This window comes from Allomuricauda sp. XS_ASV26 (genome assembly GCF_041224615.1).
GTDB classification, from domain to species: Bacteria; Bacteroidota; Bacteroidia; order Flavobacteriales; family Flavobacteriaceae; genus Flagellimonas; species Flagellimonas alginolytica.
The window spans coordinates 1-22,625 of the sequence record NZ_JBGFGK010000030.1 but is presented as its reverse complement, the minus strand read 5'-3'; the positions used below and the strand labels follow the sequence as shown (position 1 = coordinate 22,625).

General features: G+C 39.1%; 24 protein-coding genes. 14 read left to right on the top strand and 10 right to left on the bottom strand.

Annotation, left to right across the window (positions count from 1 at the left end):
* The first annotated feature begins 2 nt into the window (after positions 1–2).
* From AB9K32_RS05220 to AB9K32_RS05200, 5 genes are all read left to right on the top strand, one after another.
* Complete coding sequence (locus tag AB9K32_RS05220; protein WP_252079793.1) at positions 3–419, top strand: nuclear transport factor 2 family protein; 417 nt, start codon at positions 3–5, stop codon at positions 417–419.
* A gap of 51 nt (positions 420–470) precedes the next feature.
* Complete coding sequence (locus AB9K32_RS05215) at positions 471–1,388, top strand: helix-turn-helix domain-containing protein (protein ID WP_369884574.1); 918 nt, start codon at positions 471–473, stop codon at positions 1,386–1,388.
* A 9-nt stretch (positions 1,389–1,397) separates the two neighbouring features.
* Entirely contained in the window at positions 1,398–1,775 is a 378-nt protein-coding gene (locus tag AB9K32_RS05210) for a DUF302 domain-containing protein (RefSeq protein ID WP_369884573.1), read from the top strand.
* 250 nt (positions 1,776–2,025) lie between these two features.
* The gene (locus AB9K32_RS05205) at positions 2,026–2,184 is read left to right on the top strand and encodes a DUF2158 domain-containing protein (protein ID WP_369884571.1); all 159 of its coding nucleotides are present in this window, start codon (positions 2,026–2,028) and stop codon (positions 2,182–2,184) included.
* A 10-nt stretch (positions 2,185–2,194) separates the two neighbouring features.
* Positions 2,195–3,655: a hypothetical protein gene (locus AB9K32_RS05200; protein WP_369884570.1), complete on the top strand. Its 1,461-nt coding sequence runs from the start codon at positions 2,195–2,197 to the stop codon at positions 3,653–3,655.
* Positions 3,656–3,663: 8 nt separating this feature from the next.
* Here AB9K32_RS05200 and AB9K32_RS05195 read toward each other — a convergent pair whose 3' ends face one another.
* Positions 3,664–4,284, bottom strand: coding sequence for a JAB domain-containing protein (locus AB9K32_RS05195; protein WP_369884569.1), 621 nt, complete (start codon positions 4,282–4,284; stop codon positions 3,664–3,666).
* Between the two features lie 254 nt (positions 4,285–4,538).
* Between AB9K32_RS05195 and AB9K32_RS05190 the strand changes: the two genes are divergently transcribed.
* Together AB9K32_RS05190 and AB9K32_RS05185 are read left to right on the top strand one after the other, a co-directional pair.
* Positions 4,539–5,120 carry a YdeI family protein gene (locus AB9K32_RS05190; protein ID WP_369884568.1) on the top strand — a complete coding sequence of 194 codons (582 nt, stop codon included), beginning with the start codon at positions 4,539–4,541 and terminating at the stop codon, positions 5,118–5,120.
* A 55-nt stretch (positions 5,121–5,175) separates the two neighbouring features.
* On the top strand, positions 5,176–6,453 hold the full coding sequence (locus AB9K32_RS05185; protein ID WP_369884567.1) for an aminotransferase class V-fold PLP-dependent enzyme: 1,278 nt from the start codon (positions 5,176–5,178) through the stop codon (positions 6,451–6,453).
* Between the two features lie 3 nt (positions 6,454–6,456).
* On the opposite strand, the gene AB9K32_RS05180 is transcribed toward AB9K32_RS05185, so the two are convergent.
* Complete coding sequence (locus AB9K32_RS05180; protein ID WP_369884566.1) at positions 6,457–8,067, bottom strand: alanine/glycine:cation symporter family protein; 1,611 nt, start codon at positions 8,065–8,067, stop codon at positions 6,457–6,459.
* A 106-nt stretch (positions 8,068–8,173) separates the two neighbouring features.
* Complete coding sequence (locus tag AB9K32_RS05175) at positions 8,174–9,301, bottom strand: hypothetical protein (protein ID WP_369884565.1); 1,128 nt, start codon at positions 9,299–9,301, stop codon at positions 8,174–8,176.
* 111 nt (positions 9,302–9,412) lie between these two features.
* Here AB9K32_RS05175 and AB9K32_RS05170 point away from each other — a divergent pair, with 111 nt between their 5' ends.
* The 3 genes from AB9K32_RS05170 to AB9K32_RS05160 all read left to right on the top strand — a co-directional run bounded on the left by AB9K32_RS05170 (position 9,413) and on the right by AB9K32_RS05160 (position 11,258).
* Positions 9,413–9,910, top strand: a complete 498-nt coding sequence (locus AB9K32_RS05170; RefSeq protein WP_369884564.1) for a hypothetical protein — start codon at positions 9,413–9,415, stop codon at positions 9,908–9,910.
* A complete protein-coding gene (locus AB9K32_RS05165; RefSeq protein WP_369884563.1) occupies positions 9,911–10,705 on the top strand; it encodes a tetratricopeptide repeat protein in 795 nt (264 codons plus the stop codon).
* A gap of 124 nt (positions 10,706–10,829) precedes the next feature.
* Positions 10,830–11,258 (top strand): peptidylprolyl isomerase, encoded by a 429-nt coding sequence (locus AB9K32_RS05160; RefSeq protein WP_224836886.1) that lies wholly within the window; start codon positions 10,830–10,832, stop codon positions 11,256–11,258.
* A 222-nt stretch (positions 11,259–11,480) separates the two neighbouring features.
* On the opposite strand, the gene AB9K32_RS05155 is transcribed toward AB9K32_RS05160, so the two are convergent.
* The 7 genes from AB9K32_RS05155 to AB9K32_RS05125 all read right to left on the bottom strand — a co-directional run bounded on the left by AB9K32_RS05155 (position 11,481) and on the right by AB9K32_RS05125 (position 17,498).
* Positions 11,481–12,191, bottom strand: coding sequence for a LytR/AlgR family response regulator transcription factor (locus AB9K32_RS05155; RefSeq protein ID WP_369884562.1), 711 nt, complete (start codon positions 12,189–12,191; stop codon positions 11,481–11,483).
* Positions 12,188–12,949 carry a sensor histidine kinase gene (locus tag AB9K32_RS05150; RefSeq protein WP_338195230.1) on the bottom strand — a complete coding sequence of 254 codons (762 nt, stop codon included), beginning with the start codon at positions 12,947–12,949 and terminating at the stop codon, positions 12,188–12,190. Before AB9K32_RS05150 ends, AB9K32_RS05155 begins: the two co-directional genes overlap by 4 nt.
* Positions 12,950–13,353: 404 nt before the next feature.
* The gene (locus AB9K32_RS05145) at positions 13,354–14,034 is read right to left on the bottom strand and encodes a hypothetical protein (protein WP_369884561.1); all 681 of its coding nucleotides are present in this window, start codon (positions 14,032–14,034) and stop codon (positions 13,354–13,356) included.
* A gap of 3 nt (positions 14,035–14,037) precedes the next feature.
* Positions 14,038–14,796: a hypothetical protein gene (locus AB9K32_RS05140; RefSeq protein ID WP_369884560.1), complete on the bottom strand. Its 759-nt coding sequence runs from the start codon at positions 14,794–14,796 to the stop codon at positions 14,038–14,040.
* A 6-nt stretch (positions 14,797–14,802) separates the two neighbouring features.
* The gene (locus AB9K32_RS05135; protein WP_369884559.1) at positions 14,803–15,603 is read right to left on the bottom strand and encodes an ATP-binding cassette domain-containing protein; all 801 of its coding nucleotides are present in this window, start codon (positions 15,601–15,603) and stop codon (positions 14,803–14,805) included.
* Positions 15,604–16,102: 499 nt separating this feature from the next.
* Entirely contained in the window at positions 16,103–16,549 is a 447-nt protein-coding gene (locus AB9K32_RS05130) for a hypothetical protein (RefSeq protein WP_369884558.1), read from the bottom strand.
* Between the two features lie 19 nt (positions 16,550–16,568).
* Positions 16,569–17,498 carry a hypothetical protein gene (locus AB9K32_RS05125; RefSeq protein WP_369884557.1) on the bottom strand — a complete coding sequence of 310 codons (930 nt, stop codon included), beginning with the start codon at positions 17,496–17,498 and terminating at the stop codon, positions 16,569–16,571.
* 192 nt (positions 17,499–17,690) lie between these two features.
* Between AB9K32_RS05125 and AB9K32_RS05120 the strand changes: the two genes are divergently transcribed.
* The 4 genes from AB9K32_RS05120 to AB9K32_RS05105 all read left to right on the top strand — a co-directional run bounded on the left by AB9K32_RS05120 (position 17,691) and on the right by AB9K32_RS05105 (position 22,440).
* Complete coding sequence (locus tag AB9K32_RS05120) at positions 17,691–18,302, top strand: hypothetical protein (protein ID WP_369884556.1); 612 nt, start codon at positions 17,691–17,693, stop codon at positions 18,300–18,302.
* On the top strand, positions 18,281–18,676 hold the full coding sequence (locus AB9K32_RS05115; protein ID WP_369884555.1) for a hypothetical protein: 396 nt from the start codon (positions 18,281–18,283) through the stop codon (positions 18,674–18,676). The genes AB9K32_RS05120 and AB9K32_RS05115 overlap by 22 nt, the downstream gene beginning before the upstream one ends.
* On the top strand, positions 18,663–19,448 hold the full coding sequence (locus AB9K32_RS05110; protein WP_369884554.1) for an ImmA/IrrE family metallo-endopeptidase: 786 nt from the start codon (positions 18,663–18,665) through the stop codon (positions 19,446–19,448). The genes AB9K32_RS05115 and AB9K32_RS05110 overlap by 14 nt, the downstream gene beginning before the upstream one ends.
* Positions 19,449–19,545: 97 nt before the next feature.
* On the top strand, positions 19,546–22,440 hold the full coding sequence (locus AB9K32_RS05105) for a Tn3 family transposase (protein ID WP_094998668.1): 2,895 nt from the start codon (positions 19,546–19,548) through the stop codon (positions 22,438–22,440).
* Positions 22,441–22,625 lie beyond the last annotated feature (185 nt).

The following is a 22,625-nucleotide window of genomic DNA, read 5'->3' as shown; positions in this document are numbered from 1 at the left end:
TTATGGAAACAGAAAAGAAATATCCGTTGCCTCCCTTTACCGAGGCAACCGCAAAGGAAAAAGTACAATTGGCCGAAGATGCCTGGAACAGCCAGAACCCGGAAAAAGTGAGCAAGGCCTACACCGTGGATACCGAATGGCGCAACCGTTCCCAATTTGTGAACGGACGAGAAGAGGTGGTTGCCTTTTTGACCGAAAAGTGGCAAAAAGAAAAAAACTACAAACTACGAAAGGAACTATGGGCCTTTACCGACAATAAGATTGCAGTTCGTTTTGAATACGAATACCAAAATGCCGAAGGGGCGTGGATACGCGCGTACGGGAACGAAAATTGGGAGTTCAACGAGCACGGGCTTATGCAAAAGCGCTTTGCCAGCATCAACGATCTGCCGATAACCGAATCGGAGAGAAGACTTTAATTTCAGAGGTCAGATATAAGATTTCTAATTACTCAAAACTAAAACTGATCATTGATAATTGACAACTGTTTATTGAACATTGATATGGACATCTACAACACCAACACACTTATTAACGAACAGACCGGGAACTTGGCCTTTAAACTCTCCGAATTTGATAATAGCTGTCAGTTTTGCGATACCCATCGGTTCAATTACTATTCCCTGATCTGGATAAAAAAGGGGAGGGGCACCGCCCAAGTGGATTTTACGGAATATCCCTTTACCCCGAACACGCTTTTTGCCGTAACGCCCTATCAACCCTTTACCTTTACCGAAGAAGAACCTTTGGAGGGCGTGGTTTTGAATTTTCACCCCGATTTTTTCTGCATTCACAAACACCACGAACAAGTGGCCTGCAACGGGATCCTTTTTAACAATATCTATAGCCCGCCCATGCTCTGTGTTACGGACGATATGAAAAACGAACTGGAACGCATTATAGAGCAAATGTATGCCGAAGTGCAAAAATCCGAATTGGCACAGTACGAACTTTTGGTATCCTATCTTAAAATATTTTTGATATCCGCCTCCCGCGCCAAGGCCAAGCAACAGCCCGAAGCCTTGGAGGGCAGCACCGACGAAAAAGAGCCGTTTATATTACAAAAGCTCAAAAACCTGATAGAGACCCATTACAAGACCATGCACTCCGCAGGCGAATATGCCGACCTGCTGAACATTAGCCCCAAAGCCCTGGCCAAAATGACCAAGAACCATTTTAACAAGACCATGACCAACTTGATCAGCGAGCGGATCATTATAGAGGCCAAGCGGGAGCTGTACCTTACCAACAAAACGGTAAAGGAGATCGCCTACGACCTGGGGTACGACGATGAGCACTACTTTAGCCGATTTTTTAAGAACAATGCGGACATATCCCCCAAAACCTATCGCGAAACGGTGGGCTTTGCCCGTGCCGCCATGGCCTAACCCAAGCCTATGAAATCACATGTAATACGCCAAACCGTGCCCGTGCCCTTTGGGCAGTTGTACGGTGCATTAAAGAAACGGATCGTAGATCACGACTTTTTGCTCCTGCACGAAATAGACACCCAGGCCATTGTGGCCAAACATGGGGTGCGCATAGCGCCATTGCGGCAATTGCTCTTTTTTCACCCGAAATATATTGCTGAGATTATGGCGAACGACCCCTTGGCCATAAACGATATTCCCCTAAAACTGGTGCTGCACCAACTGGATGAGACCACCACCCAACTGAGTTTTAAAAACCCTGTGCACAGTTTACAGGATTATGGGTTGAAGCCCGAAATGGCAGCCGAGTTGTTGAAGCGGGTGCAGGGGATACTTTCTTTTTAAGGAGGGTTGGATTATTGGATTTTTTGGAATAGTTGGAGAAAGCCCTTTAGGGCTTTTTTTATGGGGTTACGGATTTGTGTAATTATATACTTGTTAAAAGTAACATTTTTGCAATAAATGACACTGAATATGACATTATTTTATTTTTTAAGACATATTGTCATATTAATCACATTTGAAATGTGAATTTTGTGTGTTTTTTATAATGGTATAATCATTGATTCTTAAAATTAAATTTAAAATATTGATTATGAGTAATTTAAAATTAGGAGACGTAGTTTGCTTGAAAGCAGGGGGGCCAGACATGACTGTATATACGATTAATGGAAATGACATTGGATGCAAATGGTTTGATGGAAATGAATTGAAATTTGGAGGTTTTATTATCCAAGAATTAGAAATAATTTAATCTCATTATTATGTCTATGTTAAATTGGGATAGTCCTAAAGGAAAGCAAATTCAATATCTAGAGGAAGAAAGAAAAAAACTTTGGGAAAGATTGTCTGGTTTAGAAAGTTATGTTGGTGAATTAAATAAGGAGATTGAAAGAAAAACCTCTGATGATGAAAGAGAAGCAAAACAACACTCTAGAAAGGCTTCAGAATTTAGAAACAAGATTGAAGCAAAATTAGAAGAGGCCAATAATCTTACTGAGCAGTTAATATCTGAGTTGGATTCAGCAAGGATTACCAAAAATCAAATTAATGATTATAGCGTAGAGGCTAACGAACAAAAATTGCTTGTTGAAGAAGCGAAAAGTAGGTTAGATGATGCAGAATCCGAACTTGAAAAAAAGTTAGAGACTATCAATTCCAGAATCCGAAATGTGGACAGTATTTTCGAGAAATATCCAGAGCTAGATTCGGAACTAACAGAGATTGATGAATTTATAGACCGAGTAGAAGAAAATCTTGAAAAATCAAATATTAGTCTTACCGCTATCAACAAAAGAAAAAAAGATGTAGATGATTTACATAGAGAAGTTTTTGGATATACTCAAACTGATGAAGAAACAGGAGAAGAAACAAGAATTGAAGGCTTAAAAGGAGAGTTGGATACTACTTATAATGACTTAAAGCAAAAAATTGAAGAATCTTTTGAAAATGTTGAAAGTTTAAAAGGTAATTACCAAGATAGATATAAGGAATTTGAAAAAGAATTCAAGAAAAAGTATCAAAAAATTAATGATGATATTGCGTCACTACTTCCAGATGCAATGACTGCAGGCTTAAGCTCAGCTTTTTCAAAAAAGAAAGATGACGAGGTTGGATCATCTAATGTTCTACAAAAGAGATTTAACCAAGGTATTTACTTTATGATTGGAGTAAGTTTTATTCCAGTTGCTATAAGTATATTCTTTTTGGTTCAAGGGATAACGGTACAAGAAGTTATAATAAGGTTGCCAAGATTAGTTTTGGCTATTGTTCCAATGTATATTCCTGTTCTTTGGTTTACATACTCAGCAAATAAAAAATTGAATTTATCTAAAAGACTTATTGAAGAATATTCTCATAAAGAAGTTTTAAGTAGAACTTATGAGGGTCTTTCAACTCAGATTGAGAGTTTGAATAACCCTGAAGAGTCGGAAGAGTTAAGATTTAGACTTTTGTCCAACTTTCTGCAAATTTCAGCTGAAAATCCAGGAAAATTGATTTCAAATTATGAAGCATCGGACCATCCAGTTATGGAGGCGTTGGAGCAGAGTTATAAGTTTCAAATGACAGTTGACAAATTATCTGGTATACCTGGTATGGGAAGAGTAGCAGCCATGTTGGAGAAAAAAGCAAAGAAAAAGGTATCTGCCAAAAAGGAAATAATAAATAAGGCTCTTGAAAATATAACAGAAAACGGCCATGAGTTAGAAGCAGAGGAGGAGTAAAATGAATTCTATATCCCCCCAATCACCTTTAAACTCAAGCCTGTATACTTTTTAATGGTTTCATCGTCAAGGCCATCAGCTTTCATCTTCTTTGCAATTTCAAGAGAGTTCTTTTTTTTGGCCCGCTTTTTCTCGGTTTCAATTTTAAATTGTTCCAATTCTTGCTTTTCGGGGCCCATAATTTCAAAAAGGCCACTTTTTTTCAGTTCGTCCATTACGCCTTGGTCGGCAAAACTGGTGTAGTGGGTCTCGGTGATCACCAAATGGTCGAGCACTTCCACTTTTATGAGTTTCCCCACTTTTAGCATGTGGTCGGTAAAGGTAATATCGGCATCGGTAACCTCGTGCGTTCCGCTGGGATGGTTGTGCACCAAGATGAGCTTGCTTGCCAGTTTGTAGATCGCCATGCGGAACACATCGGGCGGGTCGGCATTAACGCGGTTGCTCGCACCCAGACCAATAAGCTCCACAAACAGTATTTTGTTGTTGTGGTTGAGCCCCACCACCCAAAAATGCTCTTGGTTGCGGCGTATCTTGTTTTCGCGCAGCAAAACCTGTTGCATGATCGCATATATGTCCGCAGAGTTGAGCACTTGTATCTTTTGATCTTTGGTAAGCCGTACGTTCATGGTAGGTGTTTATAATTTTTGGGTAGGGGAAAGGTAGTCCATGCCCGGGAGAAAAACAAAAATGCGATTTGGGCATAAAAAACCGCTCCAAACTATATTCGCAAGGGCGGGGAATTTATTTTTTATAGCTGAGGATCATCTCTTAAATTTAATGGACCATTTTTCAGCTTACAAAAACTAAAGTTGTGATAGGAATAATAAATCCTCAAGGAATTTGTATTTTTTCGGAGCAGACCCTCCTCAAACTAAAAGTTATGAACCCTAAAGTCGATTTCTTTTTTGAAAAACCATCCCAATGGCAAAATGCATTCAGGGAATTACGAAGAATTGCACTCGAAACAGGTTTGACCGAAGAGCTTAAATGGGGCAAGCCCTGCTACACCTTAAATGGCGGCAATATATTTTTAATACATGGATTTAAAGAGTACTGTGCCTTGTTGTTCCACAAAGGAGCATTGCTAAAGGATACCAAAGGTATTTTGTTTCAGCAAACAAAAAATGTACAATCCGCTCGGCAGCTGCGCTTTACCAATGTAGATGAGGTTAGGGAACAAGAAAAGGTGATAAAGACCTACATATACGAAGCTGTTGAGGTGGAAAGGGCAGGTCTACAAGTAAAAATGAAGAAGACTTCCGACTTCGATATGCCCGAAGAGCTTGAACATAAACTGGAAAAGGATAAAGATTTTAAAACTGCTTTTGAAGCATTGACCCCGGGACGGCAGCGTGGGTACATGCTGTACATTTCTGAAGCCAAACAATCCAAAACCCGCGAAAACCGCATCGAGAAATGTGTTCCTAAGATTTTGCAGGGCAAAGGATATAACGAAAGGTAAATGATCGGCAATTGCCCTTGTACAATAAACCAATAACCTAAAAACCAACCGAACTATGACCCAACGTAGAAAATTCCTGAAACAAGGTGCAGCGGCGATGATGTCCCTGCCCCTCCTGTCTTTCGACCATCAAAAAGAGTGGTCGCTGACCCCATTGCAAACCAATGCCCCAAAGGATGAAACCTATTGGGGCATGGTACGCAAACAGTTTCCTTTAAAGGAAGGTCAGACCTATTTTAACAACGGAACCATGGGGCCTACATCGGGCTATGCCCTGGACAAAATGTTCCACCACATGATGCACTGGAACGTGGAAGCCGCTACGGTGGACTATAAAAACGGCTCGGGCCCCGAACTGTTGACCGGCTATTTTCCATACGAGGAACTTCGTACCAAATTGGGCAACATTATCAATTGTGATTTTAAGGAGATCTCCTTGGTGCAGAATGCCACTTTTGGAATGAACTACGTGGGTATGGGCCTCGATTTAAAAAAAGGCGACGAATTGCTCAATACCAATCAAGAACATGGCGGTGGTTTTGGGGCTTGGCAATTGCTCGCCAAGCGAAAGGGCTGCGTGTATAAACAAGCCATTATGCCAGAACCTGCCAACGACCCACAGGAAATTGTAGATGCCATTTTTAAGGAAGTCACCCCTAAGACCAAGATAATCGCCATTCCACATATTATTTCCGGTTTTGGAACGGTAATGCCGGTAAAGGCCATTTGTACCGAAGCCAAAAAACGGGGCATTTTTACCATTTTGGACGGAGCACAATGTGTGGGCCATGTTTCGGTGGACGTTAAGGATATCGGTTGCGATGCCTATTACTCCAGTCTGCATAAATGGCTGTTGGCCCCTGCAGGAAGTGGGTTGTTGTACATTAACAAAGAGGTGGTGGGCGATATTTGGAGCACCATTGCCAGTTATAATTGGGACAATCAAGATGATCATGGTTTTCGTTTGATGCAAAACGGAACGGGCAATGCCGGACTTATGGCCGGATACGATGCCGCCGTGGACTTTTTTAACACCATTGGCCAAGATGTGTGGTTGGCCCGAGTGAAAGAATTGGGTAAATACCTGCGCGATGGCCTCAAGGAAATAAAGCATGTCACTTTTTATTCATCCACCAACGAGGAATTGGCAGCGGGCATCACCACCTATGGTGTTAGTGGCATGAGCGGCCCTGAGCTTCAAAAATATATGTGGGAAAAGGAACGTTTGCAGCCACGCTCGGTGGGCAACGAAATGTTGCGCCATTCCGTGCATATTTACAATTCCAAAGCAGAAATCGATACCGCTCTGAGATTGATAGAGGGGTTGGGCTGATTTTTAAGGCCGTCGTATCAATTTCAAATATTTTGAAAACTCTTGCTTCACTTTAGGGAACAGGATGAGTAGCCCTATCATGTTGGGGAAAACCATGGCCAGGATCATGGCATCCGAAAATTTGATGACCGCGTCCAAGGTAATGGCCGCCCCGAGTACGGTAAACAACAGAAATATGATCTTATAGGTAAGATCTATCCATCTTCCGCGGCCAAAAAGGTATTTCCATGCCTGTAAACCATAGTAGGACCACGACAAGATCGTGGAGAAGGCAAAGAGACAAACGGCGGCCATAAGTACATAAGAGGAGCCGCTTATCGAATTTTCAAAAGCCATGGAGGTAATGTTCACGCCGCCCAAGCGGCTGCCATCGTACATTAAAGCCTGACCATTTACCACATCGCCATACACGAACATGCCATCCATGTTAAAAAGGATGATCACAATGGCCGTCATGGTACAGATCAGTACGGTATCGATAAAAGGCTCCAGCAGTCCCACCAGACCTTCGGAAGCAGGGTGCGCCGTATTTACCGCAGAGTGTGCAATAGCGGCCGAACCGGCTCCGGCTTCGTTGGAGAAGGCGGCCCTTCTGAATCCTTGGATCAGCACGCCTACAAATCCGCCCGTAATGGTGGCCTTGGGGGTAAATGCTTCGGAAACGATCAGTCCAAAGGCATCGTCGACCCATTCGATGTGGGAAAAAATGATAAAAAGCGAAGCGCCCACATATAGAATGGCCATAAAGGGCACCACTTTTTCGGTCACTTTGGCAATCCGTTTAATGCCGCCAATGATCACAATTCCTGCCAAAAGGGCAAAAACAAGCCCGATAATACTACCGGAAGAAGCTCCGCTGAGCCCAAAACGCTCAATGATCTGTGCCGCAGCCTGATTGCTCTGGAAGGCATTTCCGCCACCAAAGGAAGCACCCACGCAGAGCACTGCAAAAACAATAGAAAGGAACTTGCCCAACTGCGTTAATCCCATTTCTTTTAATCCTTTGGACAAATAGTACATGGGGCCACCGAACACATTTCCCTCACTATCGATATCCCTATACTTTACGCCCAAGGTACATTCCACAAATTTGGAGGACATGCCGAGCAGTCCCGCCAAGATCATCCAAAAAGTCGCGCCGGGACCACCAATGGAAATGGCTACCGCCACCATGGCAATATTGCCCAGGCCCACTGTGCCAGAAACTGCTGTTGCCAGTGCCTGAAAATGGTTGACCTCGCCAAAGTGGCCTTCGTCTTTAATAGTATCCTTTAAATCACCTTCGACCTCAAAAACGTGTGGTTGTAATGGGGGTTGATTTTTTTCTAGGTTATCGTACTTGCCACGTACCACTTGAATGGCGGTTGGAAAATGCCGGATGTTCACAAAACCAAAATAAAGGGTAAAAAAAAGTGCACCCACTATCAAAATAATGAGCACTACCGGAATGCTATGACCAAAAATGGGGATTTCTGCCAACACTAGGCTTTCCCACCAAACGGCAAATGGCATAAAACCATCATTGATTTTTTCATCCAACCCTTTGGTTGAGGTTGATGCTAACAATGTAGTACTTGATAGTGATAATAAACTGAATAACAGCGTTCTGCCCATGACTTGAAATTTCCCTGAATTTCTATCCCTGATTTGGATTTTTGGGCAATTGTCGGAAAGAATCCTAAAATGTCAGTAATGCCAAAACTGACAAATCATGCCTAAGTCACTCATTTTCAAAATAAATATTTTCTTTGGGCAATTGAAGACGAATTTTTCGTTCTCGGTTTTCCGACATTTCGAACAAGGTGTTTTTTAGGGGGATATAGTGTTTGTCCTTGGTCCAATTCTGTTTGCCAAAGAGTCCGTTGAGCAAAGCTTGTAGCAAACGCTTCAGCTCATTGTGGTCGTTTATATCGTAATTTTTGGAGCCATCAAAATTTTTAGGTTTGATCTCGAGCCAATCTTCGGTCGAGGCCAATCTACGTTCCGCAAAAGTTTTGAGCAACTTGTACAATGCAGGTGTCAGGGATATATTTCTATCTGTTTGGCCGGGAAATCCTTTTAGGATGACTTCGCAGGTATTGCGATCCCCTTTTCTAAAATTCAGCCGTAATTGATATGCGCTTGGGATAACGGTTTCGGTAAGCTCTTTTACCCAACTTAGTGCCAGGGCGAAAAAGAGCATGATCAACGATGTTTTAAAAATGGCCGAGAACAATAACAAATTAATGGTATTGTCCATAAGCTTATATACTTGTGCTACCAAGGTAATCAATACCGTTAACAAAGAGAGTATCCCAAGTAATGGTAGCCTACGTTTTGTAAAGGATTCCCAGAGTACAAAACCCAAAAAAACAAGGGTCATAAGGGCATAATATACATCCAGTTCGTTTATGGCCGATGCGGACCGGCCCAATATCATTTTATGAAGGGTAGGGAGCAGGGCAAAAACAAAGGGTATTCCAATAACAAAGGGCCAGAACTTGTTTTTTATTAAACCAGAGAACGGTTTGGGCAAATATTTGAACCAAGGGAGGGCCATAAGGATAAATAGGCTGTTCAATAGGGAAAAAACACTCCGAAATCCTTCCTTGGCCGTGGAGCCCCAACCATTTTCGTTGGGCAACAATACCTCCGATAGGCCAGAAAATGCCCAACAGAGTATGGAAAGTGCTAGCCAAACGGGCCCAAAATCCCGTTGCCTTCGACCAATGTGGTACCAAATGGACATAAGGGCCATAAAGGCAAAAAGGCAGACAGCAAATTGCCACCAGCCATAAAACTTGGATATCTCCAAGGCGGAGGCTGCGATGGACCATGCTTTTTGGTATGCTGGACTAAGTAGAAACAATTGGGTCGGTTATTGTTTGTGCAACAATATATGAAAATAGTAGAGGATAGGGATTTTTAGTTCTTTCATTATTAGTATATTGGCCGTTAACCATTAACGAATCCTTTTTTTTTGAAAAGCAAACTCAACATTTGGCTGTTGGTCAGTTTTCTTATAGCAGGCATATTAACGCTTTGGCTCTATTTTAAATTGACCGGATATATTTGGGACATTTCGTATGATGAAGCAGTGGATTCAGAGGAATTCAGTCCCTGCGGAGAATATAGTATTTACCCCTATTATCATGTCGGTACGTATCATCGAGGAGGTAAAAAGCAAATCAAAAAGAAGCTGTTATCAAAAATAAATACAGAAGGATTACCGTCAAACGGTTTGTTAACGGTTCGTTTTGTAGTGAATTGCAAGGGTGAAACGGGCTACTTTAGAACCAAGATGACCGATGCGGAGTTAAAAGAAATCAATGTACCAACCAGTACATTGGAACATTTTTACAATTTAATCTTGGAATTGGAAGAATGGATGCCGGGAAAAATTAAGGGCACGGTAGTGGACAGTTATGCACAGATCGTTTTTAAGGTGGAACAAGGTAAGATTACGGATATTTTTTAGATGAGGATAGTTTTAAAAATCATAAAAATAGTTCTGGCTACGGTATTTACGCTTTACGTTGGCTTAATTGCTTATCAACTGGTGTTCCAATCCAAAGAAGCACGATTTAAACTTGCCGCAGGTGCGCAGGGAAATAATCTTTCACAGGCCATATTCGGGATACTTAACTGGCAGCATCCGGAGTATGATGCAGCGTTTTTTGAGCGATCGGTACCTTTCAATAAAAATGGCGACTACGAAACCGGTTTTTCCTATTTGAACAGGGCTGTGGAATTGAACCCCTTGAACCATCTTGGGTATCGCGGGTACATGAAGTTACGTTTCTTAAGGGACTACAATTCGGCCTTGGCCGATTTTGACCGATTGGATGCCTTGACACCCGAGGTTGTGGATGCTCCCTGGGGAGAGGATATCGATTTTTTGCGTGGAGAATGTTATTACGGCCTTGGTGATTACCCAAAAGCACTAAAACATTTTAAGCAAAGTATCACCAACCAAGGAGCAGAATGGGTAGATGTTCAGGCCTTTGTTTATGTTGGCCTTTGCCATTACAATATGCAAAATTATGATGAGGCCATTGGTGCTTTTAAAACAGGAATAGAGCAATATGGGAACACTTGCGAAGCCTATTATGGTCTGGCCAAGACTTACTTGACAATGGGGGACTCCATAAATGCCCAAATTAATTTACAGAAGGCACAGGATAATATTCAATATAAATATTCCGATGGCTATAAAGAATACCTCAATGAAATCTACCAAGAGGATTTGGATGAACTGAAAACCAAATTTTAACTCCAACACGGTTTTTATGTCCTAAAACCAACTTTTACAAAAGCTATGGTCAACTTCTTCGTTGAACCATTATATACCCTGTATATTTGCAACGTTTTGATTTTTAAAACTGTAAAACAAAATTATGAGTAAAGTAAAAGAAAACGATACCGTAAAAGTACATTACACGGGCAAACTTGTTGATGGGCAGATATTTGACAGCTCATTGCAAAGAGAGCCCTTGGAAATAAAATTGGGTGAGGGCCAGCTGATACCCGGATTTGAAAAAGGACTTATTGATATGGCCGTTAACGAAAAGAAGACGATTACCATAGATAAGAAAGATGCCTACGGAGAGGTGAACGAAGCACTTTTTCAAAAGATTTCCAAGTCACAATTGCCAGAAGACCTTGAACCAGAAGTAGGTATGGGGTTAGTGGGGGCCAATGCCGCCGGACAGGAACAACAGTTCAGGGTCGCCAAAGTAGAGGAGGAGGACATTATTATCGATGCCAACCACCCATTGGCAGGACAAGATTTGGTGTTCGATTTGGAATTGGTGGAGATACTATAGTTTACGTAGCCAACATTGTTGGGAACCAAATATTGAAAAGGAGAAAGCCCGGTTTGCGGTTTTCTCCTTTTTTGTTGGATATCACCTTCTTTTTATAAAACCGAACACAACCTGTGCTTAGTTAATTGGGAGGCGATTTGGTGGGATTAAAAGTGTACAGAATTGGTTTGAGGCTCAGGTTCCACTAATTCTACCTGCAAAACAACTGCTTGCAAGTGTTTTTTATGTAATCTGTAATTTTTGCAACAATTCCTCCTTGTATTTACTGCCAATCGGCAATTGAATCTCTGTTCCAATTTGGACCGTGTTTCCATAAACTGCCGTAATAGTTTCGTGCGGAACAATATAGGACCTATGGATTCTGGTAAATTGCTTTTCGGGTAAAAGGGTTTGTAATAATTTTAAGTGCATACTGACCAAAAGTGTTCCGTCTGTTTTAAAAACCGAACTGTATTCTTGCTCCGCTTTGATATATAGGATATCGGAAAAATTAAGCTTTAAGAGCTTTCCATCGTGTTTTACAAAAAGATAGGTTATTTCTTTTTTACTTGGTATGGATGCATCATTTAGCAATTCCAATGTTTTGTTCACTTTCTCCACAGTTTGATAAAAGCGAGCAAAAGAAATAGGTTTTAACAGGTAATCCACCGCATTTAATTCAAACCCCTTAAGGGCATACTCGGAATAGGCCGTGGTAAAAACTACCAAAGGCGGGTTTTGTAACGATTCTATAAATTCAATTCCGGTTATTACCGGCATTTGAATATCCAAGAACAACACATCTATTTTGTTCTTTACCAGTATTTCAAAAGCTTCTTTGGCATCTATGCAGGTATCAACAACCGTCCAATTTGGGATTTTACTTATATGCGTTTGAATTATTTCTCGCGCCAGCGGTTCATCATCAACAATTAAAACATTAATATTCTTCATGCTAAGACTAATTTCAACGATACCTTGTACACGGAATTATCAATGTCCATATCGTACGTATAATTTTCTGAATAATGTAAATCCAAGCGTTTTTTTAAATTGGTCAATCCCAAGCCTCCGTTATCATTTTTAGTTTTGGCCTCTGCAAAGCCATTTTCGACTTTCAATTGTAGCGTATTTGAATTTACCGATAAATCTATACGAATGTCCGTATCTTTTTTATCCACATTATACTTAAAGGCATTCTCGACTATAGGTATAAACAGTAAAGGCGGAATGTTGGCATTGGTATTGTCAACCTGGGTTGTAAAAGAGACTTTTGTATGGTTTAACCGCAAACTCTCCAACTCGATATAATTACGGGTCAATTCAATTTCATCTGACAATGGGATACTTTTCTTATTGGCATTATCCAAGGAATATCGCAAATAATCCGACAAACGTGTCACGGTTTCCGCTGAAGCATCTGTGCGATCATGTAAAATTAATCCATATAGATTGTTCAATGTATTGAACAGGAAATGCGGATTTACCTGAGCCTTTAGAAAGTTCAATTCCAACTGTACTTTCTCTTTCTCCAATTCAAGGTTTCTAGTGTGGATTTGATAATACCCCAGACTGCTTTTTATGGCTATGGGCAGCAATAAACCGGAAAACAGGTTAAAATATAAACCAATACTTGACGATTTAAACAAAAAATTATCGAGAACCGGTTTTTGAAGAATACTTAAATAATCAGGATCTCTTTCCTGCGCCATCGCCGCACAGGTATCACAATAATGAAAGGTGATTTTTTCACCTACTGCTTCAATAAAAATAATAAAAAATAGGAGTAAGAGGAGATATAAAATAAAAGGAACCCAGCGTTTTCTTTCGAAGAAATACGGAATCAATACGTACATCAACGGATAAAAAAACAGTATTAATTCCAGTGTCCGTCTTAGGGGGAACAAATAGCCCAAAGGGGTCGCAGAATATGGATCATAGGACGATTTTGATAAGAAATATGAACTGAAAAACAGAACTATCCAAAATAGGATATGAGAGCCAATTCTAATGGTTTTCGAAGAATTTCTTTGTTTTATGAATGTATCTAATATCATAAGTGGCAACAATATACTTTTTTATATACAATAGATCTTGGCTATAGAATTATACCAACTTATTTTTTCAGGAGGTTTTTAAAAACCTCTTTGGACAATACCAAAGTAACGTTGTCACTCAAAACCGGATGCATTTTTTTAAAGGCAACGTCGGTTAAATTTGCTACAGAAGTATTCGTCATCTTTAAAGCTATAGAATCTGCTAAATTGTGCTCTACAAATTGAAGATGACTCTTATTTTCCATAGCAATCGATAAGGTTTGTACGTTACAGTTCTGCAATTCTACATGCGAGTATCCCTTTAAATTTAATGTGAAATGTTCGGTCTCAAATCCAGAAACCCTTTGGTGCGTGTTCGTGGCAATTATTCCGGCGAGATTGTTTTTATAAATTATAATTCCAGATGGAGTAGTGCTCAAAAAGCTTTTTTGCATTGAAATATTAGCTCCTGTAAACTCAATAAAGAGTGTATCGTTCTTCACCACACTTTTAAAATGCTCCAATCTCGAACGCAGTACTTTTATGGCATTGGTATCCTTTTTTACAATTTCTATGGGATATCCATTACTTCCGGAAACCGATAGGACAGTATAGGGTTCCGAACTTACCGAGACATAGTTTTTGAAAACATCGTCCAGATCAATTTTATCATACTCTTTTTTTAGGCTTAGATTGGTTACAAATAGCATTCCGGATATGGAAATACTTAAAATGATGATAAATACATTACTTGTCTTCATATCTTAAATTTCTTTTTCTTTCAATTTCAACCAAACCAAGATCCATAGTGCAATGGGGAAAATTATACGTACAAAAAGAGCACTGTATAAGTTGACGTTATCGGGTAAAAACACTTTTACATTTTCTCCGTGGTGCGAAAACAAAAAACTATCGAAGGCAATGGTGGAAACTATGGTGGCCTCGGGGATCAGAAAGCTCAATAACCATCCGTTTAGATAGTTTAAAAGGAAGAAAAGCACGGCAATGGTCAACAGCATTTTTATAAAACTGTTTTTGTTGAAGATGATACTTCCCAATAGCATTAATGCGTTAAATGTTAGGTAGATAAAAAAGAATTGATAAAAACCGTTCTTAAACGGATTCAGCATGGCCTTAAAAGTTAATGTACCAGCAAAAAGCAAATAGAAAAAATCCGCGATGTAAAATATGATCACATAAGCAGTTAAAAAGAAAACAGTGGAAATCACTATGCTCGACACCACTTTTTCCGAAGCTTTTGCCGGAATGCCCAAAAGCCACATGCCACTCTGCGGAGTGGAAAACTCACTGAACATAGCATTGGAAAACACACTGCCGGCAATAAATAGACCAATTACAAATACCCCATTTTGTACAGCCCCCGAAAAGCTGTCTTTCCATTGATGTACGACCAGGAACATAAAAACCAGTAAAATGAGCAAGACCAATAGACCAATTACATAGGTTTTATAATGCTCTTTATATTGTCTTTTGATCAATAAGCACAGCGTTGAATAATTCATGGTGTTTTATAATTTTAGTTTTTGGGCCAACACTGCATTAAAGAGCAGTTCAATGTCTACATATCCCAATATGTCGGAGGTGTTCTTTTGAATGGAAGCGAATCCGTTGCTGACTTTTTCTTGGTACAGTACTGCGGCATCATCCTTTTTGTTGTCAGACAATTCAAACTGTAATTTTTTTGCGATATCATCCTTATCAAGGTTCAGTAAAATCTGTCCATCGTGCATAATGATCACGGTATCGATCAATTCATCCAGATCCCTCACTTGGTGAGAGGTGATGATGACAATCCTATCCTCTTTAAACGCATCCTTGATCATATTTCTAAAGGTGATTTTGGAAGGAATGTCCAAGCCATTGGTGGGTTCGTCCATGATCAACACTTTGGTATTGGCGGACAGGGCAAAGCCAATTAAAATTTTCTTTTTCTGACCTAAGGAGAGCTCGGTAGTTCTTTTGTCTTTAGATATGTTGAATTCTTTGATGTAGGCATCAAATTGATCGACATCAAATTTTGGATAAAAATCTTTATAAACGGAAATAAGCTCTTTAATGGTCAGGTTGGGTAAATGATATTCTTCTGGAACAAAAAACAAGTATTGTAGAAATTTAACCTCTCGTTTACCAGGTGTCAGACCAAAAACTTCACAACTGCCTTTGGACGGAAAAAGCATGCCGGTAATATTTTTGATCAAGGTAGATTTTCCTACACCGTTTTTTCCCAATAAACCATAAATTTTCCCAGAAGAAAACTCAAGGTTCATGTCTTTAAATATGTTGATTTTCTTGGAATAGTTATATTCCATGCTTTGAATTTTTATCATACCCTTTTTGTGCGCTATGTGTTGTTGTGCAACACTATAAAGGATTTTCCGATACATAAAATAAAATCAACGAATGCGATCGATCGCTCAACAAAGGATATGTTTTAACTAATGGAGAAAATCAACAATTTTGCAAATAGATTGATCGTAGTGCAAAAACGTGGTAAAACAAAAGTTTAAAGCAAATTGCTTTGACATAAAATCGTTGTCTTACTAAAGGTTCTTCATAGAACCAGCCGCACAAGTCTTGCCACCAATCTAAAAAGTCTACTAGACTTTCCAGATTGTCATGTGTACTATAATGTTCCGCGTTATGTAACTTGAGCTTTGGTAAAAGCGAAAGTTTACCGTGCAGCTCGTGGAAAATTTCTTCTAAAAATCTTCTTCAAGAAAAGGTAATGGAACACTTTTTACACGACCCGAGGTAGGAGGGGAGGTAATGTGTGTGGAATGGAAATTAAATTTTAATTACACCACTTAGCTATTTGTTATTTAGATATTCACGCTCTTTTAAAATTATGTTTATTGTTTTTAATATTTCATAGTGCTTTTTCTCTATTTCATTAGTTTTCCATAAATCACTTATAGGATTCAGGATAGCCATAAAAGATCCCAAGCTACTTATTATCAAGGAAATCTTTTTATCTAGAATCAATTTTGAAAAGAAAGTGATAATTGTATTTTCCCCATTGCCATAATTGCTAAGTAAATAGGGTAGACCTAAATAAAGCAGGAAAAATACCAAAACCCCAAAAATCAACCAATTCACTGATTTTTTCAATTTAGAAGAGCTTTCTCTATTTAAAATTAGCTTAGACTTATTTTTACTTTCAGCTAATTCATTAGTACTTAAGTTCTCAAAATTCTTCTTATTTATTTGAATGTTTATGTCCCTACCGACATTGATGTTTTTATTCTTGTTAAACATATTTATCTTTTAAGATAGTCTATGACGCTTTATTATATAAATCCAATAATTTGTGTAAATCAATTGATGGGTAATTTAGTTTGACGTAGTCCTGAAAATCTATCAATGAACCATTATATGTTTTTACAAACTCAATTAGTTTATCCTTAGGTTTTCTATAGTGCTTATTGATATTCTTGATTATGGCTTTCTTAGAACCGTCTTTCAATTCAGTTATGAATTCACCGTCAGAATCAAGGGCAATGGTACCATTCAATATTTCTTTGGAAATATAGTTGCTAGAAATGAACCAATTATACCTATTTGTGTAAACTCTTTGGCCACTTGCAAGAAATTGTGGGACGAGGATTATATGTTTACCCTTGTAAAGCGGAAGATTAACCTTTTTAAGTTCCCATTTGCCCTCCGTGTGGTCGTAAAATTCAATTTCAGTTTCAAAAACGTCAATACCATATTTTATACATTGCTTAAGTGTAAAATCTGACAAGATATCTCTACAAACATTAGCTAGAGTATCAGACATATTATCTTGACCAATACCCTTTACCAACAGTAATACATTATGTGCCTCATTGGTTACAGAGATTCCAGCTTTAGCAAATTTGTTTGCAGATAAAGAATCATAAACTACTTCCGCCTTAGTTGGCCCTATACCTTTTCCTTTGTTTTCGTGTGAATATCCTAAATGATATTCATTTGCCTCTCCTAGATGTGATAAAAAAACAAGCCCATTTTTTCTGTCATTTGGAACAATAAAATTTCTATTTAGTTTTTCCAAAAATGACTTACTTCTCACATACATTTTTTTGGCTATAATATTGCCCAAATTGTTTGCAATGTGATAAGGATCAATGAACGCTTCTAAATCATTATCCATCAAAATGTTCAGGTGTTCCGTTTTCTTTTCAGTAATCCCAAAATGTTCGTTAAATGTAATTGACTTTTTCATATAAAATGTTTAAGATTAATATTTAAAAATTGTAAGTTTAAACTCACAATTTTTAACTTGCTTTCTAGTAACAAAATCAAAATGCATAAAGTAGCTTGTGATATTGTCCTCAATTGAATATGCTCACGAGTTTATTTTTTTTGCCATTGACATGGAAGTTTTTTCTATTTAATGAGCATACCTAATTGAATTATGGCAATAGCTAGTAAAAAAGATATTCTTACACACCTAGAATCCATTGACTTGAATGAACTATTGGATAGGATGGAGCTGTATGTCCGAAATCGTTTTTATAATAAGTCTGAAAAAATAAGAGAAGGGTTTGATTACTTGGATTTTTGCTATAATGTCATAATCAAAGCGTGCTCTGGTGTTAGAAATTGGGATAAAGAAAAGACTTCTTTTGAAAGCTTCATTTTTGGAGCATTGAAAAGTGATTTGTATAATTTTTTTAGAAAGCAAAGACAAAAAGAAGATGTTGCGAAGGAAGAATTGGATACCGAAGAGGAGGAGTATTTGATTGAAATTAATGATTTTGTTGATTTAGATTCAGTTGAAGATTTGGATGAACCCCCTGATATGGATTTCGATTATGTTTCACAAGACTGTTTAAGTTATTTGAAAGAACAAGGCGCTGATGAATTGGAAATAGGTGTGTTTGAGTGTTGGCTGTCTGGTTACGATAAGCCAATTGAAATTGCCGAGTTATGTGGTGTAGATACAGCTGAAATATATAATGCTGTCAAAAGACTTTCAAGAAAGACAATAAAGCTAAAAGGTAAATGGATAAGCTTAAAAAAATAATAGAAAAAAGTATTACTGAAAGCTATCTTCAAGGAGATATAGATTATGTCCGTAAAAATTTATCGGATTATGGTGTGAATATGGATGAAAACCGTAACCGGCAGGATAAGTTAATTAAACAATTAAAATTCAAGATTCGTTCAGCCATAAACGAAGAAAAATATGAAGGTCTTTTGCTTAGAGCTGCAGAATCATTTCAAGATGCTATAAATAAGGGGTTGGAAAAGCCTATAGCTTATTTAAATACACTTATTAAAGAAGATCGATTAGTTGTACAGTACAATAATTTAGAAAAGTTGAGTACTGATGAAATTAAAGAAATAATCAAAGATCAAAATTTGATAGAAATTATTGAGTTGCTTGAAAACGAATAATAAAGGAAAAGATAGAGCTAAGAAAGTATTGGAAGAAATAGGTTTTGATGAAATTACAGAGCTAACCAATTCTCAATTAGTTACAGGTTTCGGAATAATCTTCATTGCTGAACCTTTGGATAATGCCGATGGAAAAATAATTAGAGGTAAATCTAAAACCATAATTAAAGTAAATAGTTCAATACCTTACCCTCAGAGAATTCGCTATGTTGTTGCGCATGAGTTGGGGCATTATTTTTTACACAAAAAATTAGAGGTTCATACTGAAAATTCTAGAACTCTAAATTGGTTTAATGTTGAAAATCAGGCAAGAAGGGGAATTCAAGAGTATGAAGCTAACGATTTTGCTTCTGAGCTTTTAATGCCCGAAAAGGTATTTCGTGAGTTTGTTAAAAATAAATCTTTCAGTCCCGATTTGATTAGAGATATTTCCAATAGGTTTTTAACTAGCTTAACATCTGTTGTATACAGATTAATTGCTTTAGATGTGGCGCCAATTTTAGTTGTTTTTATGGCTGATGGAATTGTAAAATACTGGAGAAAGTCGGAAGATTTAAAAGGATGGGTTAGGGACATAACAAAACTTGCACCTCCTGAAGATTCTGTTGCTAGCGAATATATTGACGCTGACTATGATTTCATATATAAAGGGAATGAAAAAGCACAGGAAATAGATCGCTCAACTTGGTTTAACCTATATGAAAATCAACCAGATTCTAAATTTTTAGAGTATTGTATACCAACGAGGGGTAGTGACCTCATAGCTGCATAAAGCGACAACTTAGCCCACAAGCCCTGTAAACACTGATATCGAATTTATCTCAAATATAGCGTATTAAGATAAATATGCTAATTTGTGGCAAAAACACATGGAACAAAACCAGTATCAGGATTGGTACCTGACCTACGATGAGTCAATATTGTTGAAGAATAAAAGCTTTCCCCATAAACTGGCTTTTGCAGTCCAATTGAAACAATATTTATCCACAGGTTCATTTCCTAAAAGTAAATCAAGTTTGGTAAGTGGTCTGGTTTCCCATTTAAGTGAACAGTTGGAGACCAATGAATCTATTTTAAATGAGTATGATTGGTCGCAAAGAACCGCAGAACGTCATCGTAAAGAAATATTAAAATTCTTGGGCGTTGAAAAAACAAATGAAGAACACCGCGAAGATCTTATCGATTTTTTGATTGACGACATCCTTCCCTTTGGAAGTACAAAAACAGAAATCGAAGATGTTTGCCTTAAATGGTTCTTTGAACATAAACTTTCAGCTCCTACGGAAAAAGTACTTTCCCGTATAATTTCCACTGCACTCTCGAAATTTGAAAACAGATTTTTCGATCAGGTTGCATCATTGTTGGGAAGGGGTACAACGGAATTATTCGACCGTTGCCTGAGAAGCGATCCAGGCGAAAAGGGTTCGTTTACTTGGCTTCGTTCAGATCCTGGACGTGTTGGCCTTCTAACCGTTCTTGATGAGCTGGACAAATTGGCATTTATAGAGGATTGCGCAATTCCTATTCAAGAAATCGGTGGGATACATCCCAAGATTAGGGAAAGATTGTACAAAAGAATAGCTTCGGAATCCGCTTGGGAGATAAGGCGACACCCACCATATATTAGGGATACCCTGATGGGTGTCTTTCTTTTTTCCAGAAGGCAAAAAATCATAGATGACCTTGTGGATCTTTTCATTCTCATTGTGGGAAAACTATCAAAGAAGGCAAAAAAGAAAGTAGAGACCGCACTGGTAAAGGAATTGAAACGCGTTTATGGTAAGACGACAATATTGGCCCGAATCGCCGAGGCATCATTGAAGGACCCTAAAGGAACCATCAATAGGGTAATATTTCCCATTGCAAATAAATCGAAGCTTTCCGATATCGTCAAGGAGTATAAATATTCCGGTAAGGGTTTCAAAAATGAAATCCATGGATTGGTGCGTTCCAGTTATTCCTCACATTATCGGAGAATGGTCCCGAAAATATTGGGCAGTCTTACCTTCAGGTCGAACAACGATCTGCACGTACCTATTTTGGACGCGATAGATTGGCTGTTGGAGAACCCTATGCCAAACTCAAAATTCTCAATGGACGATGACTCGATTCCCACTTCGGACATCATCAAGCCCAGCTTTGTAAAACTTGTCAAAGGGATGGGCAAAGGCGATATGGATCGGATAGACTATGAAATAGCAGTACTTGAAGCTTTGAGAAAGAGGCTCCGTTGCAAGGAAATATGGGTTGAAGGAGCCGATAGGTACCGTAATCCCGATGAGGATGTACCTAAAGACTTCAATATGAACAGGAAATTTTATTACGACCGGTTGGGCGTAGAGAACGACCCCGTGGAATTTACCAAGGGATTAAAGGAAGAAATGGAAATCGCACTGAGAACGTTAAATGAAAACTTGCCGTCCAACAAGTATGTAAGATTACGGCAAAGCGGCATCAAGAACATTGTTCTCTCCCCCATGGACCCGCTCGTGGACCCACCGAACATAAATGCGCTCAAGGGAGATGTACAATCCAGATGGCCAATGACATCACTTTTGGAAATCCTTCGCGAAGCGGACAGTTGGTCCGGGTTCACAAAATTGTTCAAGAGTATCCGGACATCTGAACGTTTGACACCGGAACAGCTCAGAAAAAGACTATTGTTGGTTCTTTATGGGCTTGGAACCAATATGGGACTTAAAAGAATAGCGTCAGGTAATAATGTAAGCTACAAGGAGCTCCGTCATGTAAAGAATGTATATGTACACAAAGATTCCCTGCGCAGTGCCATTAGGGAAGTGGCCAATGGGGTATTCTCCGTAAAGGACACCAAACTCTGGGGCGAGGCAACGACCTCATGTGCCTCCGATTCCAAAAAGTTCGGGTCCTGGGACCAGAACCTGATGGCGGAATGGCACATCCGGTATGGAGGAAGGGGCGTTATGATCTATTGGCACGTGGACACGCGATCCACCTGCATCTATTCCCAACTAAAGAAATGTTCCTCATCAGAAGTGGCCAATATGATAGAAGGTGTACTCAAGCATTGTACCGATATGAAGGTGGAAAAACAGTTTGTGGACACCCACGGTCAGAGTGAGGTCGCGTTTGCTTTTTGCAAGCTCTTGGGGTTTGAACTAATGCCAAGGTTGAAGAATATTGCCTCCCAGAAACTTTACCTACCCGATATTTCCCTAAAGAAAGAACTTAAAAACCTTTTACCGATACTCAATAGAGGTATCAAATGGGAAATCATCGAGAGGCAATATGATGAAATGGTAAAATATACCGCTGCTTTGGAACAGGGTACCGCCGACCCTGAATCAATTTTAAAGAGGTTCACCAGGGGTAACGAGAGCCATCCGACATACAGGGCCCTGCAGGAACTAGGAAAGGCGGTGAAAACGATATTCCTTTGCAGGTACCTTGCCGATGGGGACATCAGACGTGAAATACACGGGGGGCTGAACGTGATAGAGAATTGGAACTCTGCCAACGGTTTCATTTTTTTTGGAAAAAGTGGTGAAGTTTCCTCGAACCGATTGGAAGAACAGGAACTATCCGTACTTGCACTTCATCTGCTCCAGAACTGTTTAGTCTATGTGAACACACTTATGATCCAACGTGTGGTTTCCGAGAACGGATGGATGGACAGGTTTTCAAAAGAAGATTACCGAGCATTGAGCCCGTTGATACATGCACATGTGAACCCTTACGGGAAGTTTGAGCTTGATATGGACAAAAACCTCGGTCTGGCCGTGTAGGGTAATCATCCTCTGTACCAAAAATGGTTCGTTTTATGACACTACAACGGTTGGGCTATGAGTAGTTGCGTGGTTTAGCACCTAACTTTGCAAGTACACACCAAACTGAAAATCCGCGAGGATTTTCAGAAGTAGGCGAGAACCAGCAATTACTTATAGCCAATGTTGGCAATAGTTATAGTTTA

Excerpts from the sequence above, each read along its gene's own strand:
- AB9K32_RS05220 (WP_252079793.1), top strand. The coding sequence starts at position 3 with ATGGAAACAGAAAAGAAATATCCGTTGCCTCCCTTTACCGAGGCAACC.
- AB9K32_RS05210 (WP_369884573.1), top strand. The coding sequence starts at position 1,398 with ATGAAATCACATGTAATACGCCAAACCGTGCCCGTGCCCTTTGGGCAG.
- AB9K32_RS05205 (WP_369884571.1), top strand. The coding sequence starts at position 2,026 with ATGAGTAATTTAAAATTAGGAGACGTAGTTTGCTTGAAAGCAGGGGGG.
- AB9K32_RS05200 (WP_369884570.1), top strand. The coding sequence starts at position 2,195 with ATGTCTATGTTAAATTGGGATAGTCCTAAAGGAAAGCAAATTCAATAT.
- AB9K32_RS05195 (WP_369884569.1), bottom strand. The coding sequence starts at position 4,284 with ATGAACGTACGGCTTACCAAAGATCAAAAGATACAAGTGCTCAACTCT.
- AB9K32_RS05190 (WP_369884568.1), top strand. The coding sequence starts at position 4,539 with ATGAACCCTAAAGTCGATTTCTTTTTTGAAAAACCATCCCAATGGCAA.
- AB9K32_RS05185 (WP_369884567.1), top strand. The coding sequence starts at position 5,176 with ATGACCCAACGTAGAAAATTCCTGAAACAAGGTGCAGCGGCGATGATG.
- AB9K32_RS05180 (WP_369884566.1), bottom strand. The coding sequence starts at position 8,067 with ATGGGCAGAACGCTGTTATTCAGTTTATTATCACTATCAAGTACTACA.
- AB9K32_RS05165 (WP_369884563.1), top strand. The coding sequence starts at position 9,911 with ATGAGGATAGTTTTAAAAATCATAAAAATAGTTCTGGCTACGGTATTT.
- AB9K32_RS05160 (WP_224836886.1), top strand. The coding sequence starts at position 10,830 with ATGAGTAAAGTAAAAGAAAACGATACCGTAAAAGTACATTACACGGGC.
- AB9K32_RS05155 (WP_369884562.1), bottom strand. The coding sequence starts at position 12,191 with ATGAAGAATATTAATGTTTTAATTGTTGATGATGAACCGCTGGCGCGA.
- AB9K32_RS05150 (WP_338195230.1), bottom strand. The coding sequence starts at position 12,949 with ATGGCGCAGGAAAGAGATCCTGATTATTTAAGTATTCTTCAAAAACCG.
- AB9K32_RS05145 (WP_369884561.1), bottom strand. The coding sequence starts at position 14,034 with ATGAAGACAAGTAATGTATTTATCATCATTTTAAGTATTTCCATATCC.
- AB9K32_RS05140 (WP_369884560.1), bottom strand. The coding sequence starts at position 14,796 with ATGAATTATTCAACGCTGTGCTTATTGATCAAAAGACAATATAAAGAG.
- AB9K32_RS05135 (WP_369884559.1), bottom strand. The coding sequence starts at position 15,603 with ATGGAATATAACTATTCCAAGAAAATCAACATATTTAAAGACATGAAC.
- AB9K32_RS05130 (WP_369884558.1), bottom strand. The coding sequence starts at position 16,549 with ATGTTTAACAAGAATAAAAACATCAATGTCGGTAGGGACATAAACATT.
- AB9K32_RS05125 (WP_369884557.1), bottom strand. The coding sequence starts at position 17,498 with ATGAAAAAGTCAATTACATTTAACGAACATTTTGGGATTACTGAAAAG.
- AB9K32_RS05120 (WP_369884556.1), top strand. The coding sequence starts at position 17,691 with ATGGCAATAGCTAGTAAAAAAGATATTCTTACACACCTAGAATCCATT.
- AB9K32_RS05115 (WP_369884555.1), top strand. The coding sequence starts at position 18,281 with ATGGATAAGCTTAAAAAAATAATAGAAAAAAGTATTACTGAAAGCTAT.
- AB9K32_RS05105 (WP_094998668.1), top strand. The coding sequence starts at position 19,546 with ATGGAACAAAACCAGTATCAGGATTGGTACCTGACCTACGATGAGTCA.